Here is a 16089-nt window from a genome sequence, read left to right on the forward strand (position 1 = left end):
ACAGTCAGTCGCTGCTTTGTGCTGGTAGTGAGAATCTGCGGAAAGGTTTTCCGCGAGGCAAAGTGGGGCTGCTACAATCACGTACCCAGAACGAGTGTACGTCATGAATCTTGAAGAAGCATTTGCCAACGATGGCCCATTTTCCGCTGCTTTTCCCGGCTACAAGCTCCGTCAGCCGCAGCTCGAAATGGCGCAGGCAGTCGCGGCGGCGATCGAGAATCATGGCCAACTGATTGCCGAAGCGGGTACGGGCACCGGCAAGACTTTTGCCTACTTGGTGCCAGCGCTGCTGTCAGGTGGCAAAACCATCGTCTCGACCGGTACTAAAACGCTGCAAGATCAGCTGTTTAACCGCGATATTCCCAGCGTGCGCGATGTGCTCAAAGTGCCGGTCACGGTGGCGCTGCTCAAAGGGCGCAGCAATTATGTCTGCCACTATCATCTGGAGCGTGCCGAGCACGAAGGGCGCTTTATGCGCCGCGAAGACGTGGTCGATCTGCAAAAGGTCAAACGTTATGCGGCCAGTACCCAGTCGGGCGATAAAGCGTCTTGCCAGGGCGTACCCGAAGATGCGCCAATCTGGTCGCATGTGACCAGCACCCGCGATAATTGCTTGGGGCAAGATTGCCCGAGCCACAAAGAATGTTTCGTGCTCAAAGCGCGGCGTGAAGCGCAAGAAGCTGACGTTGTGGTCGTCAATCATCACCTATTTTTTGCCGACGTGTGGCTGCGTGATGAAGGCGCGGGCGAATTGTTACCCGCGTGCAATACCGTCATTTTTGACGAGGCGCATCAGCTGCCCGAAGTGGCCAGCCTATTTTTTGGCGATACATTGACCAGTGGGCAAGTCGTTGAAATCGCGCGTGACGCGCGTGCCGAAGCATTGGTGGTGGCCAAAGATTTTATCGAGTTGCCCAATGCCGCCGAAGCGCTGGAAAAAGCCGCCAAAGATGTGCGACTCGTTTTCAAAGAGCAATTGCGCCTGCCGCAGCATGAATTAAACGAGAAGTACGCCGAGTTTTTTACGCAACTCGGCGTGATGCAAGATAAACTGAAAACCGTCGCACAACTCCTCGCCAAACAGGCTGAGCGCGCAGAAGGGTTGGAAAAATGCCAGCAGCGCGCCTCTGAAATGTTGACGCTGCTTGATCAGTGGCTCGAAGAAGACTCGAAAGAAACCGTGCATTGGATCGACGTCACGCAGCATGGCTTTTTGCTGCACGTCACGCCGCTCAATATCGCCGATTTATTCCAGAAACAAATCAATCTGAACCCGCGCGCGTGGATTTTTGCCTCAGCCACGCTGGCGGTAAATAATCAATTTACCCATTTTCAGCATGAGCTGGGTTTGTGGAAAGCAGAGACAGCGACATGGGATAGTCCATTCGATTACAAGCAGCAGGCAGTACTGTATGTGCCGCAAGACATGCCTGCACCTAATACACCGTCATATACCCAGGCAGTGGTTGAAAAAGCCTGGCCCTTGTTGCAATCAACGCAAGGCCACGCCTTTCTGCTTTTTACCAGCTTGAAAGCCATGCGCGAGGCGCATGAGCTGGTGCTGGAAAAACTCAAAGCCGCCAATCTGGATTGGCCGGTGTTTTTGCAAGGCACCACCTCGAGGACGGAATTATTGGATCAATTTCGTCGCGCGCCCAACGCCATTTTGGTGGCCAGCCAGACTTTTTGGGAAGGCATTGACGTGCGCGGGGAACAATTGTCTTTGGTCGTCATCGATAAACTACCGTTTTCACCGCCGGATGATCCGGTATTGTCGGCACGAATGGAGCAAATCACCAAAGCCGGTCGCAGCCCGTTTATGGATTATCAATTGCCGAACGCGACGATTACCCTCAAACAGGGCGCTGGGCGCTTGATTCGCGATGAAACCGACATCGGCATTTTGATGATTGCGGACACTCGATTAGTTGAGAAACAATACGGCAAGCTAATTTGGAAAAGCCTGCCGCCAATGTTCCGCTCGCGCGAGTTGGCCAATGTGCAGAAATTTTTCGCCGTGAAACAGGCCGAAAAGCTTGAGCAGCGCATGGGGGCTGATGCTAGCTTGGCGCCTGCGGATGCAGACAAATAGTTAAACAGACAAATCGTTCAACCATTGCAGCTTTTAAGCGATTTGCCAGAAATTTAAGATCAGGAATAAAACGTGGCCAGTAAACCCACTAAACCCGTACGTAAAAGCGGGTCGCCCAAAAAAACGCCTCCGTCAATCTGGGGGCGCGTCTTCGGTTTTTTGCTGCTGAGCTGTTTTCTACTCGCGGCGCTCATGGGGGGCTGGTTTTATAGTTGGACCACCGAGGCGCAGCCCAAGCCCGATGCGGGCGCCGTGGTCTTACAGCCGGGCAATGTGCAGGTTTTGGCGGAGCAACTGCAGGCGCAAGGCGCGATTGACTCGGCAACGATGTTTGTTTGGTTGGCACGGCTGACGGGCAAAGATACGCAGCTTAAATCTGGTCGCTATCGGATTAGTGTGGATATGTCACCGCTGACTTTGCTGCGCAAAATCAGCAAGGGCGACACCGATGAATTGATGGTGACCATCGTTGAAGGCTGGAATTGGCGTGATGTCAAAAAGGCGCTGAGTAAAAATCCATACTTGAAGCACGATAGCGCAAAGCTCACCGATGCCGAATTATTGGCGCAGCTGGAAATCAGCGCGACTTCGCCCGAAGGCATGTTTTTTCCTGATAGCTACCAAATTGAGGCGGGTAGCTCTGATTTGAAATTACTGGCACGTGCGCATCGTCGTATGCAGCAAAAGCTTGATCAAGCTTGGGCGGGGAGGAAAGAGAATTTACCGTTGAAAAATGAATATGAGGCGCTGATTTTAGCTTCGCTAGTAGAAAAAGAAACTGGCAAGGCCAGCGATCGACCCTTGATTGCCGGTGTCTTTATCAATCGCCTGAATCAAGGGATGCGCCTGCAGACCGACCCAGCTGTGATTTACGGCGTGGGGGAGGGTTTTGATGGCAACATCACCAAGGCCCATCTGACGACCGATACGCCGTACAACACCTATACCCGCGGCGGGTTAACGCCAACGCCAATTGCGATGGTGGGGGAGGCCGCCCTGAAGGCAGCGACGCAACCTGCAGATACTACCGCAGTGTATTTTGTTGCACGCGGCGATGGATCTAGTCAATTTTCAAATACCCTTGATGAGCACAATGCCGCGGTGCGGAAATATCTATTGTCGCGCTAAGTGATACAGGGCCTCATCAGCTCAATTTGAGCGGTCACCACCTCGTTATCGCGCACGAATGATGACCACTCATCGTTTATTTCTAATTGCAAACGATTGTTTTAACTCGGAAATTTAAACTGTCTTTTTGCTGTCATTGTTTCTTGATGTGATTGTCATTTTCTTGGACTAACCTCGCCACACCTTTAGGGAGGTTCCAATGAAAAAGTTATTAATTAGCAGTTCAATTGCATTAGCACTCACTGCTTGCGGTGGTGGTTCTAATCTCACTCAAAGCACTACTTCTGCCAGCACGGCAACGCCAGTACCTAGCTCTAGCTCTGCAGCGCCAAAGAATATTTTGTTCTTCTTGGGTGACGGCATGGGCATGGCCACGATGACTGCTGCGCGTATTTACGCTGTGGGTGAAGATGGCGAGCTGACCATGGATCAATTGCCAGAAACTGCCTTTATCAAAACCTATTCCAATGACGCGCAAGTCACTGACTCAGCCCCATCGATGGCTGCGTACATGACGGGCGTGAAAATGAATAATGAAGTGATTTCAATGTCGGCGGACACCAAAGCATTTGATGCGGCGGGTGCGAGTTATTTGAAAGGCGCTGATAGCGCTTGCCCAAGTAGCAATGGTAAGCCAGTCACGACGCTGCTTGAAATCGCCAAGTCTGCTGGCCTAGCGACTGGTGTAGTAACGACAACTCGTATCACGCATGCAACGCCAGCCGCGACTTACGCTCACGTATGCCACCGTGATGCGGAAAACACCATTGCGGCCCAGTTGGTGCCCGCTGGTGAAGGTATGGGTTATAACGACAAGCTGGTCGATGGTGTGGACGTGGTCTTTGGTGGTGGTAGCCAATTCTTCAAACCCACATCGGCGGGTGGTAAACGGACTGACGGTCGTGATTTGATCGCCGAAATGAAGGGTAATGATTACAGCTACGCCAGCAACAAATCGGAATTCGACAAACTCGATCCGAAAACGGCGAAGAAAATGTTTGGTCTGTTTAGCTCTAGCCACATGAGCTATGACCTTGATCGTGATCCAAGCAAAGAGCCTAGCCTGGCTGAAATGACGACCAAAGCGATTCAGGGCTTGCAGAAAAACAGCAAGGGGATGTTCCTGATGGTTGAAGGTGGCCGTATCGACCACGCGCTGCACGAAACTACTGCGAAGAAAGCTCTGCAAGACGCTGTTGCGTTTGATAACGCAATCAAAGCGGGTATCGCCGAGATGAAGAAGGTTGATCCTGATCTGAAAAACACCTTGATCGTTGTAACTGCTGACCATGACCACACGCTGGTACTCAATGGTTACGCTGCACGTACCGGTAAATCAACTGCAACTAACCCAGGGGTGTTGGGCTTGCTGCGCAATTATGTTACCGGCGCTGTCGAGCTTGATGCCGACAAGATGCCATACACGATTATTGGCTTTGGTAACGGCGAAAACCGCGTGAATGCAACGCGTAGCGCGCTGACCGATACGCAAGTGTTTGCCAATGATTACCACCAAGAAGCCGCAGTGCAAATGCCGGCGGGTAGCGAAACACACGGCGGTACTAATGTGTTCTTGGGTGCGATGGGTAAAAATGCCGATACCTTTGCTGGCGTGATGGACAACACCAAGGTATTTACGCTGATTCGTAGCGCAATGGGCCTGTAAACACAGCGATTAATCGGAATAAGTAATCGGCTAAAGAGTTCACGCAAGACGCACCGCCGTCGACAGTACTCGAAGTACGGCAAGGCGAAGCAACGCCGCGTGAATTCTTTTGTCTTACTATTTAATTGGAATTTATCATGAAAAAAACATTAATTGCCGCAGTGTTAGTCTCTGCATTTGCCTCATTGGCAGCGCCGACGTATGCGGCGGGTGAAGCGAAAAACGTCATCTTCTTCTTGGGCGACGGTATGGGCCCAACGACTGTAACTGCGGCACGTATTTACAAGTACAAAGAAGAAGGCGAGTTGAATATGGAAAAGCTGGACGGTAAAACCCGTACGGCCCGTATTAAAACGTATTCAAATGACGCTCAAACTACCGACTCTGCCCCTTCGATGGCGGCGTATATGACTGGCGTTAAAATGAACAACGAAGTGTTGTCGATGACGCCAGATACAAAAGCCGTTGATGCAGCGGGCAAAGCCTATCAAGTCGGTGGCGACAGTACTTGTCCAGCCGGCAATGGCAAGCCAGTGGATACGATTTTGGAAATCGCTAAAGCCAAGGGTAAAGCTGTCGGTGCTGTGACGACAACGCGTGTTACACATGCAACGCCTGCTGCGACTTACTCGCACATTTGTAATCGTGACGCAGAAAACACGATTGCAGCCCAGGCTGTTGTCGGTGGCGCAGGTTACAACACCAAGCTCGGTGATGGTTTGGATGTATTGCTGGGTGGTGGTACGCAATTCTTCTTGCCAACGACGGCAGGTGGTAAACGCACTGATGGCCGTGACCTGATCGCTGAAATGAAAACCAAAGGTTATACCTACGCTGCAACAGGTACTGCTTTGGCGGCGATTGACGGCAAAAACACCAATAAGCTGTTTGGTCTGTTTAATAAAGACCATATGTCATACGAACTAGATCGCGTAAAAACCAAGGCCGATGAGCCTAGCTTGAGCGCGATGACCTTGAAAGCCATTGATGTGTTGGGCAAAAAGCCAGAAGGCTTTTTCCTGATGGTTGAAGGCGGTCGTATTGACCACGCATTGCATGGCACCAACGCCAAGCGTGTATTGGAAGATGCCGTGGCATTTGACGACGCGATTAAAGCGGCGCTCGATGAAATGCAAAAACGCGATCCAGGTCTGAAAAATACGCTGATCGTTGTCACAGCTGACCATGACCACACGATGACGTTCAATGGCTATGGCAAGCGTGGTAGCAATATCCTCGGTACGGTGAAGGATTACCGCAATGGCGCGGAAATGAAAGACGTGAACGGCAAAAACTACACCACCTTGGTGTTTGGTAATGGCCCGAACCGCCCGAATGTACGCACCAATCTGATCGAAGGCGCTGCGGATAAAACCCAAGTCTTGCACGATGATTATCAGCAAGAAACAGGTGTACGCACCTCTAGCGAAACGCACGGTGGTGGCGATGTGATGTTGTTTGCGACCGGTGCTGGCACTGCGTCAAAAACCTTCAAAGGCACACTGGACAACACCAAAGTGTTTGGTTTGCTGAAAAGCGCGTTTGGCTTCTAAGCGAACTGAGTGGTAATGAAACCCCAGCTGCCCAGCAGTTGGGGTTTTTTCATCAGGCTAAAATCGCCATACTGCCTTGAGTGTGAAAAATTATGGCCGTTGACTGTTTATATTTGAAAAGTGAAAGATCGAGCATGTTAAGCAATGTGATTGTCAAAGCGGCCTTGGTAATGTCTGTGGCCAGTATTCCCTGCTATGCCGCGCTGCAATCGGCAGTGATGACGTTTGAAAGTAAAACGCTAACTTCCGAAGGCGTTGAAAAACAATCGCGCTTTCAAGAGCGCTTGATTCGAGATGATAAAAACGTCTGGACGATTCGTATGCTGCCGCAGGGCACTCCGCCTCATGTGCATCAGCCGGGTGATCACCAGCATAAACATGACACCAATTTTGTTCTGGCGGGAAAATGGATATTTTTGGATGCCAAAGGCAATGCCAACCTGCGCTTTGTGCGCGCCGAGAATAAAACCATCATCACGCCGCGCCCAACTGAATACGGCACGCTAGGCTTTGATGGCTCTTGGGAGCATGCAGCTTATTTGCTCGATCGTGCGGCCCTCAAGAAAATGAATGTACTGAAAAAAACTGCGCCGGCAGGATGTACTTGGTATGAGCGTACGAACGGCACTCAGTACACGCGAGTCTTGTGGGATGAGAAAACACAATTGCCCCGCAGTATTGAAAGCGGCAATCTCAATGGCACCTTGATGGATAAAATCACCATCGAATCACGCCCTGCACCAGCCAAAATGCCATGGAGTGAATTGAAGGGGTATAAAGATGTAGCCTATGAGGATCTTCTTGATTAAGAAGATACTTATAGTGGGTATAAATAAAAAGCACACCTCGGTGTGCTTTTTTTAATGGCTTGAAAGAGGATTAAATCGAATATTTATTAATCGCAGCCTGAATTTCAGCGATGGCTTTTTCAATGTCATCATCACTAATTTCGGGTGTTGAATTCACATTGAGTGGGTCGATATGCGTGCTCACCGTGTCTTGATCTAGCTTCACGGTAGAAACAAAGCTCGAATCTTCTTCCTGATCGCTTTCGTGCCAGTTAATCGCCAGTGCAGTGAGATTGTCGCCAAATTTGCCACCGCGTAGCTCCGCTTTATCGAGCAGCTGCGGCAGGGCAAACATCACAGGGAACGAGCTTAAAAAGCGATTGATTTCATCATCCGCCAGCGAGCCCCACAAACCATCGGTGCATAGCAAAATCGAATCGGCGTTTTGCAAGGCCACGCGCCCGCCAATATCAATATCGGGCATCAAAGTGCCGCCCAGACAGTTGTAGATCTTATTTTTTTCTGCGTGGTGCAGCGCTTGTTCGGCGGTGATCGCACCCGATTCAACTAGTTTTTGTACTTTAGAGTGATCTCGCGTTTGAGCGATAGTATGGCCGTCTCGCACTAAATACAGGCGTGAATCGCCCACGTGCGCCCAATACGCCATGTCATCCTGAATAATGCAAGCCACCACCGTCGTGCGGGGGACTTCAAGCAGGTGTTGGGCAATGGCATAGTTGTAAATGGCTTCGTGGCAATTGAGCAGCGCATCGGCTAAAAATTGCGCGGGGCTATGAATGATGGGCGCGGCTTTCTTTTGAAACTGATCACTAAGCAACTCGACTGTAATTTGCGCAGCAACTTCACCGTGTAAATGTCCACCCATGCCGTCGGCAACGACCAAGAGTAAGGCGTCCCGACTGTAGGAATAGCCCACTCGATCTTGATTGTATTGGCGACCACCCTTGCGACTATCTTGAAAAACGGTAAATTTCATTCTTCACCTTTGGCCTTCGGGCGAGTCACTTCCTGCCACTTGCGTTTAATCGTATTGAGCAGGTTTGATTTTTTGCTGGGCGGCGAACCTGCCTCGAGCAAGGCTTTTTGAATTTGTGGCACGCTTTGCGGGCGGGCAGTCGGGTCAATCGAAATACACTGATGAATGAGCTCAAGTAATTCGGGTGAATATCGATCGCCGTATAAAATTTCCAGCCGTTGAACTTTATCTTCTTTTTCGCGTGCATCGGATGCTTGCGGTGCAGTACCGGCAATGCAGGCATACATCGATGCGCCAACGCCATAAATATCGGTCCATGGGCCATGCTGATCTTTACGGCGATATTGCTCGGGTGCGGCAAAGCCAGGCGTGTACATCGGCGTTAGGCGTGAATGCTCGGTTGTGAGCGTTTGACGCGCCGAGCCAAAGTCGAGCAGCACTGGCGAGCCATCTTTGCGGATATAAATATTGGCGGGCTTGATATCAAGGTGCAGCAGCTTATTGAGGTGAACCTCACGTAAGCCATTGAGCAGATTGTAAAATACACTGCGAATCAGCTTTTCATCCACGCCTTCACGTTCGTGATTGAGCTGGATTTCTTTTTGCAAAGTGCGGCCGCGCTCGTATTCCATCACCATATACACGGTTTCATTGGCGCGGAAAAAATTCAGAACGCGTACGATGTTCGGATGTTGAATGCGGGCGAGGGTTTTACCCTCTTCAAAAAAGCATTTCAGGCCATGGCGAAACAGTGCGATATTCTCTTCACTGGTGGCTTGTACCGCAACGCCTTCTTTGCGTAGCGCTAATGAATTGGGCAAATATTCTTTAATCGCGACCGGATAATCGTTTTCATCGTGCGCTAAATAAACAATACTGAAGCCGCCAGCAGATAGTAGCTTGGCAATCGTATAGTTTTGTAATTGAAATCCGCGTGAAAGCGGTTGATTGCTAGGGGTGGCCATGCTCAGCTTTCGTTATAATCAGGCTATCTATGAATTGTGTGTCGCGACTAGCTAATTGTAAAGCGGCTTCTTACTAAGGATTTTTATGATTTACAGCATGACAGGTTATGCCAGTAGCCAGCGCGAATTATCACTCGGTGTTTTGTCCGTTGAATTGCGCGCGGTCAATCATCGCTTTTTGGACCTAAGCCTACGTTTACCAGAGGAGTTTCGTGCTCTCGAAGGTGCGATTCGCGAAAAGCTCACTGGCCGTCTCAATCGCGGCAAGCTCGAATGCCGGCTCAACTTTAATGCTAAAGACGGTGCCAATACGCAGTTGCGCCTAAACAACGCTTTAGTCGCCGAATTACTGCGTTTGGCCGATCAGGTGAAAGAGCATCAAGCAACGGCGGGTGATCTGCGCATGGGCGAGATTTTGCGCTGGCCAGGCGTGATCGAGTCTGATGCCTTGCCCACTGAAGTGTTGCAAGCAACGGCACTCGAAATATTGGATGTGGCGCTTGATGATTTTTTGGCTTCGCGCGCACGCGAAGGTGAAAAACTCGGCGCTATTTTGCTGGCGCGCGCCGATGAAATGGAGCAAATCCTGGCCGAGATCAAGCCGCGTTTGCCGCAAATTATCGAAGAGTACGAAGCCAAGCTCACGCAACGTTTTGTCGATGCCATCGGCACCGCGGATGACGACCGTATTCGCCAAGAAATGGTGATGTTTGCGCAAAAAGTCGATGTGCAAGAAGAAGTCGATCGTTTGGCGACCCACATTGCCGAGCTTCGCCGTATTGTGAAAACCGGCGGTAACGCGGGTAAACGCCTGGACTTCTTGATGCAAGAGCTTAATCGCGAAGCCAATACCTTTGGTTCGAAGTCAATTTCAGTTGATACGACCAAAGTAGCGATGGCGCTCAAAGTCTTGATCGAGCAGATGCGTGAGCAAATTCAGAATATCGAGTAATTTTCGCGATTTGCAGACAAAAAGCCGAGCGTGTCTCGGCTTTTTTGTTTTTTTAACGTGAGTGCTGTGGCATGAATCAATGGGCGTCGAGCTTGTTGCCGCCCAAGTACAAAATAGTTTCGCCAATAAATCAAAAATTCGTCTAGACGTCATCGGCTTGTCATTTTCTGATGCGCATAATTGCGGCAGTTAAATCCACTTGAGAAGGAAACTGCGCAATGAAAAAACTGACTTGTCTTTCTGTGGCGCTTTCAGCGCTGTTCACCGCTTCGATCGCCTTGGCCGATAGCACGCTCACCGTTTATACCGCGCTGGAGGCCGACCAGCTCAAAGCGTATCAAGCTAAATTTGAAGAAGAAAACCCTGGCATTAAATTGAAATGGGTGCGTGATTCAACCGGCATTATCACGGCCAAATTATTGGCCGAAAAAGCCAATCCACAAGCCGATGTCGTGATGGGTTTGGCTGCTTCGTCGCTGCTGGTGCTGGAAAAAGAAGGCATGTTGCAAGCTTATGCACCTAAGGGTGTAGAGAAGCTGAGCAAAGAATATGTGGATGCTGCTAATCCACCTGCATGGGTTGGGATGGACGTGTGGGGCGCGACGGTTTGCTTTAATACCGTTGAAGCCGCTAAACAAGGCTTGAAAAAGCCAGAAAGCTGGAAAGACCTGCTCAAGCCTGAATACAAAGGCAAGATCGTGATGCCAAATCCAGCCTCCAGCGGCACGGGTTATTTTGACGTGAGCGCTTGGTTGCAAATGTTTGGCGAAAAAGACGGCTGGGCGTATATGGATAAATTGCACGATAACATCGCGCAATACACGCATTCAGGCTCTAAGCCTTGTAAGCAAGCCGCCGCAGGCGAATTCCCGATTGGTATTTCATTTGAATACCGCGCCGCCAAATTAAAAGAAGGTGGTGCGCCGATCGATCTGGTCTTTCCGAAAGAAGGTCTGGGCTGGGATTTGGAAGCCACCTCGATTATGAAGGGCAGCAAAAACCTCGATGCGGCGAAAAAACTCGCTGACTGGTCTGCCTCCAAATCAGCCAATGAGTTGTATGAGAAAAACTTTGCCATCGTTGCGATGCCCGGCGTTGCCAAACCCAATGCTCATATTCCTGCTGACTACGAAAAACGTCTAATCAAACAAGATCTGCGCTGGTCAGCGAGCAATCGCGACAAGATCTTGGCTGAGTGGACCAAACGCTACGACAGCAAATCTGAGCCGAAAAAATAAGCACTCGATATTTTCAAACAATACCGCACACGCTCTTGGGCGTGGGCGGTTGTGGTGTTATATGAAACTCACTCTAAATGATATTGCCGACTTGTATCTCGGTGCCGGGCAAACTTTGTACGGCGGCGAGGCGGTGAGTCAGCTGGCTCATGCCTTGCAAAGCGCCCATTTTGCCGAGCAGGCTAATGCGTCCCCCTATTTAATTACTGCCGCGCTATTGCACGATATTGGGCATATTTTGGCTGGGCAGCAAAACGACGATGTCGATGCCGGGATTGACGATCGACACGAATCGGTCGCGATTGCTGCGCTTAAGCCTTTATTTGGTCAGCGCGTATTAGCGCCCATTGCACTGCATGTCGAAGCCAAGCGTTATTTAAGCGCGATTGATCCGGTCTATCACGCCACCTTATCGCCCGCGTCGCAAAAATCGCTGATTTTGCAAGGCGGCGTGATGAGCAAGGAAGAGGTGCAGCGTTTTGCGAGCAATCATTTTGCCGAGGATGCTGTTTTTCTGCGCCGCTGTGATGATCAGGCCAAAATCCCCGATCTGCCAACCGCCGCTTTGGCGCATTATCTGGCCATTGCCGCCAGCGTTTGCCACAGCGAGGTGGTGGCATGATGCGCGAACCTATTCTTGCCGCGCCAGAGTTGGCTTTAAGCGGCATCAGCAAGCAATTTGGCGCGTTTACTGCGCTGCAAGACATTAGTCTCACGGTCAATAAAGGCGAATTTGTTTGCCTGCTCGGGCCATCGGGCTGCGGTAAAACGACGTTGCTGCGCATGATCGCGGGTTTGGAGAGCTGCGAGAACGGGCAGATCTACCAAGCCGATCGCAATATCACACGCGCGTCGCCAGCTCAGCGCGACTACGGCATTGTGTTTCAATCGTATGCGCTGTTCCCCAATCTGACCGTGGCCGCCAATATTGCCTACGGGCTCAAAGGCCGCCGCGAAGATAAAGAACGTCGTGTCAGCGAGCTGCTCGCTTTAATTGGCTTGCCCGGTATCGCTCAGAAATACCCCGCGCAATTATCCGGCGGACAACAACAACGCGTGGCTTTGGCGCGAGCTTTGGCTACGTCGCCAAGTCTGTTATTACTCGATGAGCCTTTATCGGCGCTCGATGCGCAGGTGCGAGAACATCTGCGTAGCGAAATTAAAGCCTTACAGCAAAAGCTCGGTATCACGACGATCATGGTGACGCACGATCAGGAAGAAGCGCTGACGATGGCTGATCGCATCGTGGTGATGAATCATGGGGTGATCGAACAAATCGGTACGCCAGCACAAATCTACCAGCAGCCAGCGAGCCGTTTTGTCGCGGATTTTGTCGGCCATTGCAACTGGATACGTGGGATCGCCACGGGTGTGAATACCGTGCAGTTGGGTGCCGCTCAATTGGCGGTTAATCCGGCCAAGCCTTTGCAAGCTGGCGAGCAATACGAGCTATTTATCCGCCCGGAGGATGTTGAGTTGCTCCCCGAGTGGCAAGCGGATGAGCAGCATGCTTTGGCTAAATTAATGCATCTGGAGTTAATTGGCAGCATTTATCGACTAAAACTCTCAGTTGCACATTGGGGCGGTATTGAGTTGGAAGTGGTCGCAAGCCATCGAGAAATGGCCGCTTTGCGCATTGATGATGGGCAATTGATTCCGCTGCGCCTGCCGGCACAGCATTTACGTTGCTTTGGCGAAGTCTTGAAACTCGATTCCCTTAATGCTGAGGCCTTCAGTGGCGAGGTGGCGCAATGAATCGGGTTTTGAATTGGCCGTGGTTTGCGCCGCGCAGCCGCAAATCAGCCTCCAGCAACTTGAGCAGCAATAGCGAAACATTGGCCTGGCTCTTGGCTGGCTTGTGCGTGCTGGCTATGTTGCTGCTGTTGGCTGGGCCGCTGTTGGCGATTTTAAGTCAGGCCTTTATCGACAAAGAGAGTGGCCAGTGGGGTTTTGCCACGATCGCAGCCGGTTTGGCCGCATCCGGTCTGCTGCACAGTGCGAGCAATAGCGTATTAGTGGCGCTGGCTAGTACCGCGCTGGTGTTGCCTTTGGCCTATCTCTACGCCGCGGCTTTAACGCGCACGGCGATGAAGTGCAAAGGGCTGCTGCGTATGCTGGCGCTGATTCCATTGCTCGCGCCATCGCTCTTGCCCGGCATTGCGCTGGTGTACTTGTTTGGCAATCAGGGCATGCTCAAGTCTTGGTTTCCGGATGGCAGCATTTATGGCTTCTGGGGCATTGTGATTGCGCAGGTGTTTTTTACTTTTCCGCATGCCTTGATGATTTTGCTGACAGCCTTGCGCGTGGCCGATGGTCGTTTGTACGAAGCCGCCACGGCGCTGGGGGCTGGGCCGCTGCGCCAGTGGTTGACCGTGACTTTGCCCAGTGTGCGTTATGGCTTGCTCTCGGCGGCGGTCGTGGTGTTTACGCTGGTCGTGATTGACTTTGGTGCGGCCAAAGTGATCGGTGGGCAATTTAATGTGCTGGCGCTCGAAGCCTACAAACAAGTCATCGGGCAGCAAAACTTTGCGCGTGGCGCAGTGATCGGCGTGTTGCTGCTGATCCCCGCATTGCTATCGTTTGTACTCGATCATATTGCGCAACAAAAGCAGCAAGCGATGCTTGGCGCGCGCGCCCAGCCTTTGCAAATTCGGCCGCATGTGTTGCGCGATCGGTTGGCTTTGCTGTTTTGCGCGGTGATCAGTGGCGCTTTGTTGTTGATTTTGGGGACGGCGGTTGCGGCTGCGCTGATCAAATTATGGCCGTATCAAATGCAGCTTTCTTTGGCGCACTTCAATTTTGACGATGTTGACGGCGGCGGCTGGGCGGCGTTTTTCAATAGCTTAACAATGTCGGCGGGCACGGCGCTGTTTGGCACGGTGCTGGTGTTTTGTGGCGCATGGCTAACTGAAAAAGTGCCCGCGTGTCGTGTCTGGCGGCAACCCTTGCATCTGCTGGCGATGTTGCCGATGGCGGTGCCGGGCTTGGTGCTGGGCTTGGGCTATGTGTTTTTCTTTAATCATCCAGCCAATCCGCTGCACGGGCTGTACGGCACGATGACGATCTTGATTTTGTGCTCGATCGCGCATTTTTATACCACGGCGCATCTGACTGCGGTCACCGCGCTCAAGCAGCTTGATCGCGAATTTGAAGCGGTGGCGGCGTCGCTCAAAGTGCCATTCTGGCTCACCGCGTGGCGAGTGACTTTGCCGGTGTGTCTGCCTGCGGTGCTGGAGATAGCGCGTTATTTCTTTGTTGGCACGATGACAACGGTTTCGGCGGTGGTGTTTATCTATACGCCGGACACGATGCTGGCCTCGGTCTCGGTGCTCAATATGGATGACGCCGGCGATACGGCGGCGGCGGCGGCGATGGCGACGATGATCGTCCTTAGCTCGGCGCTGGCGTGTGCTGTGTTTGCACTTTTGAGCTATTGCCTGCAACGCAAGAGTCAAGCTTGGCGATTACCTGCCAAGGTATAGTGCTGAATATTAATTATTTATTGGTTTGTGTTGATATACCCATATCATATTCCCATGGAGCGCGGTTTCGCGCTTTTTTGGGGCTTAAAAATTCATCTAGATGAAAGAGGTTTGTATGTTGCTCCCTCATGTGCTGTTAACCCCCGGCCCACTGACGACTAGCTTGGCAACGCGCACCGCGATGCTCAAAGACTGGGGCTCGTGGGATGGCGATTTTAATGCGCTCACTGCGTCGGTGTGCGCTGATTTGCTGGCGATTGCCAACGGGCAAGCCACGCATTGCTGCATTCCCTTGCAAGGCTCGGGCACGTTCGCCGTTGAAGCCGCCATCGGCACTTTAGTACCCAAGCAAGGCAAATTGCTGGTGCTGGCCAATGGCGCTTATGGCGAGCGGATGGCCAACATCGCAAAGGTGATGGGGCGCGAACTGAGCGTTTTATGCTGGGCCGATGGCGTGCCGGTGGATGTGGCCGCTGTGGCCGCCGCTTTGCAGGCCGACGCTGCAATTACCCATGTTGGCGTGATTCATTGCGAAACGGCGACGGGCTTACTCAATCCGCTGGCGCAAATCGCCGCCGTCGTCGCGGCCGCAGGGCGCGAGTTGATCGTGGATGCAATGTCGTCGTTTGGCGCGCTAGACATCGATCTAGCCACAATGCCGATTTGCGCCGTGATTGCGGCATCGGGTAAATGTCTGGAAGGCGTACCCGGCATGGGTTTTGTGATTGCCAAAAAATCTGCGATTGAAAATGCGTCTGGCAATAGCGCCTCGCTGGCGTTGGATCTGGCCGATCAATATGCCTATCTGCAGCGCACCGGCCAGTGGCGCTTTACGCCGCCCACCCATGTCGTCGCCGCGCTGCGCGCCGCGATCGATCAGTATCAACTTGAAGGCGGTCGCGCAGTACGACTGGCACGCTATCAAGCCAATGCTAATGCCTTGATCGATGCGTTAAGCCGCGCTGGCTTGCAGCTGTTTTTAGCGCCTGAATTACAAGCGCCGATTATCTTGACTTTCCATGCCCCTGCGCACGCCGATTACCGCTTTATCACCTTTTACAACGCGATGCGCGAACGCGGGTTTGTGCTGTATCCGGGCAAATTAACCGCAGTTGAGACATTCCGTGTTGGCTGCATCGGCGCGATTGACGCCGCCACGCTGCAACAGGCTGCGCACGCCATTGTTGATGTATTGATCGAACTTGGCTGGCTTTAACCCCATTTATTA

General features: G+C 51.8%; 13 protein-coding genes. 11 read left to right on the top strand and 2 right to left on the bottom strand.

Annotated features, from left to right (window positions below; genetic code table 11):
- Positions 1-103 precede the first annotated feature (103 nt).
- The 5 genes from yoaA (at position 104) to HQ393_RS00420 (ending at position 7248) form a co-directional block, all read left to right on the top strand.
- Entirely contained in the window at positions 104-2092 is a 1989-nt protein-coding gene (yoaA, locus tag HQ393_RS00400; protein ID WP_179356910.1) for a DNA repair helicase YoaA, read from the top strand.
- Positions 2093-2164: 72 nt separating this feature from the next.
- Complete coding sequence (gene mltG, locus HQ393_RS00405; RefSeq protein ID WP_246307917.1) at positions 2165-3220, top strand: endolytic transglycosylase MltG; 1056 nt, start codon at positions 2165-2167, stop codon at positions 3218-3220.
- A 199-nt stretch (positions 3221-3419) separates the two neighbouring features.
- Entirely contained in the window at positions 3420-4886 is a 1467-nt protein-coding gene (locus HQ393_RS00410; protein ID WP_179356911.1) for an alkaline phosphatase, read from the top strand.
- 137 nt (positions 4887-5023) lie between these two features.
- The gene (locus HQ393_RS00415) at positions 5024-6439 is read left to right on the top strand and encodes an alkaline phosphatase (protein ID WP_179356912.1); all 1416 of its coding nucleotides are present in this window, start codon (positions 5024-5026) and stop codon (positions 6437-6439) included.
- Positions 6440-6573: 134 nt separating this feature from the next.
- A complete protein-coding gene (locus HQ393_RS00420) occupies positions 6574-7248 on the top strand; it encodes a hypothetical protein (protein WP_179356913.1) in 675 nt (224 codons plus the stop codon).
- Positions 7249-7318: 70 nt separating this feature from the next.
- Here the strand turns inward: HQ393_RS00420 and HQ393_RS00425 are convergent, their stop codons facing one another.
- Positions 7319-8224, bottom strand: a complete 906-nt coding sequence (locus tag HQ393_RS00425) for a PP2C family protein-serine/threonine phosphatase (protein ID WP_179356914.1) — start codon at positions 8222-8224, stop codon at positions 7319-7321.
- Positions 8221-9189, bottom strand: a complete 969-nt coding sequence (locus tag HQ393_RS00430; RefSeq protein ID WP_179356915.1) for a serine/threonine protein kinase — start codon at positions 9187-9189, stop codon at positions 8221-8223. Before HQ393_RS00430 ends, HQ393_RS00425 begins: the two co-directional genes overlap by 4 nt.
- 85 nt (positions 9190-9274) lie before the next feature.
- Between HQ393_RS00430 and HQ393_RS00435 the strand changes: the two genes are divergently transcribed.
- The 6 genes from HQ393_RS00435 (at position 9275) to HQ393_RS00460 (ending at position 16077) form a co-directional block, all read left to right on the top strand.
- On the top strand, positions 9275-10141 hold the full coding sequence (locus tag HQ393_RS00435) for a YicC/YloC family endoribonuclease (RefSeq protein WP_179356916.1): 867 nt from the start codon (positions 9275-9277) through the stop codon (positions 10139-10141).
- A 218-nt stretch (positions 10142-10359) separates the two neighbouring features.
- Entirely contained in the window at positions 10360-11379 is a 1020-nt protein-coding gene (locus HQ393_RS00440; RefSeq protein WP_179356917.1) for a putative 2-aminoethylphosphonate ABC transporter substrate-binding protein, read from the top strand.
- 61 nt (positions 11380-11440) lie between these two features.
- Entirely contained in the window at positions 11441-12001 is a 561-nt protein-coding gene (locus tag HQ393_RS00445; RefSeq protein ID WP_179356918.1) for an HD domain-containing protein, read from the top strand.
- A complete protein-coding gene (locus tag HQ393_RS00450; RefSeq protein ID WP_246307918.1) occupies positions 11998-13134 on the top strand; it encodes a putative 2-aminoethylphosphonate ABC transporter ATP-binding protein in 1137 nt (378 codons plus the stop codon). The genes HQ393_RS00445 and HQ393_RS00450 overlap by 4 nt, the downstream gene beginning before the upstream one ends.
- Positions 13131-14861: a putative 2-aminoethylphosphonate ABC transporter permease subunit gene (locus HQ393_RS00455; RefSeq protein WP_179356919.1), complete on the top strand. Its 1731-nt coding sequence runs from the start codon at positions 13131-13133 to the stop codon at positions 14859-14861. The genes HQ393_RS00450 and HQ393_RS00455 overlap by 4 nt, the downstream gene beginning before the upstream one ends.
- 115 nt (positions 14862-14976) lie before the next feature.
- A complete protein-coding gene (locus HQ393_RS00460) occupies positions 14977-16077 on the top strand; it encodes a 2-aminoethylphosphonate--pyruvate transaminase (protein WP_179356920.1) in 1101 nt (366 codons plus the stop codon).
- Positions 16078-16089 lie beyond the last annotated feature (12 nt).

The organism is Chitinibacter bivalviorum (genome assembly GCF_013403565.1).
Classification (GTDB): domain Bacteria; phylum Pseudomonadota; class Gammaproteobacteria; order Burkholderiales; family Chitinibacteraceae; genus Chitinibacter; species Chitinibacter bivalviorum.

What these genes read in the sequence shown, in the direction of transcription:
- yoaA (WP_179356910.1), top strand. Translation starts at nt 104, where the DNA reads ATGAATCTTGAAGAAGCATTTGCCAACGATGGCCCATTTTCCGCTGCT.
- HQ393_RS00410 (WP_179356911.1), top strand. Translation starts at nt 3,420, where the DNA reads ATGAAAAAGTTATTAATTAGCAGTTCAATTGCATTAGCACTCACTGCT.
- HQ393_RS00415 (WP_179356912.1), top strand. Translation starts at nt 5,024, where the DNA reads ATGAAAAAAACATTAATTGCCGCAGTGTTAGTCTCTGCATTTGCCTCA.
- HQ393_RS00420 (WP_179356913.1), top strand. Translation starts at nt 6,574, where the DNA reads ATGTTAAGCAATGTGATTGTCAAAGCGGCCTTGGTAATGTCTGTGGCC.
- HQ393_RS00425 (WP_179356914.1), bottom strand. Translation starts at nt 8,224, where the DNA reads ATGAAATTTACCGTTTTTCAAGATAGTCGCAAGGGTGGTCGCCAATAC.
- HQ393_RS00430 (WP_179356915.1), bottom strand. Translation starts at nt 9,189, where the DNA reads ATGGCCACCCCTAGCAATCAACCGCTTTCACGCGGATTTCAATTACAA.
- HQ393_RS00435 (WP_179356916.1), top strand. Translation starts at nt 9,275, where the DNA reads ATGATTTACAGCATGACAGGTTATGCCAGTAGCCAGCGCGAATTATCA.
- HQ393_RS00440 (WP_179356917.1), top strand. Translation starts at nt 10,360, where the DNA reads ATGAAAAAACTGACTTGTCTTTCTGTGGCGCTTTCAGCGCTGTTCACC.
- HQ393_RS00445 (WP_179356918.1), top strand. Translation starts at nt 11,441, where the DNA reads ATGAAACTCACTCTAAATGATATTGCCGACTTGTATCTCGGTGCCGGG.
- HQ393_RS00450 (WP_246307918.1), top strand. Translation starts at nt 11,998, where the DNA reads ATGATGCGCGAACCTATTCTTGCCGCGCCAGAGTTGGCTTTAAGCGGC.
- HQ393_RS00455 (WP_179356919.1), top strand. Translation starts at nt 13,131, where the DNA reads ATGAATCGGGTTTTGAATTGGCCGTGGTTTGCGCCGCGCAGCCGCAAA.
- HQ393_RS00460 (WP_179356920.1), top strand. Translation starts at nt 14,977, where the DNA reads ATGTTGCTCCCTCATGTGCTGTTAACCCCCGGCCCACTGACGACTAGC.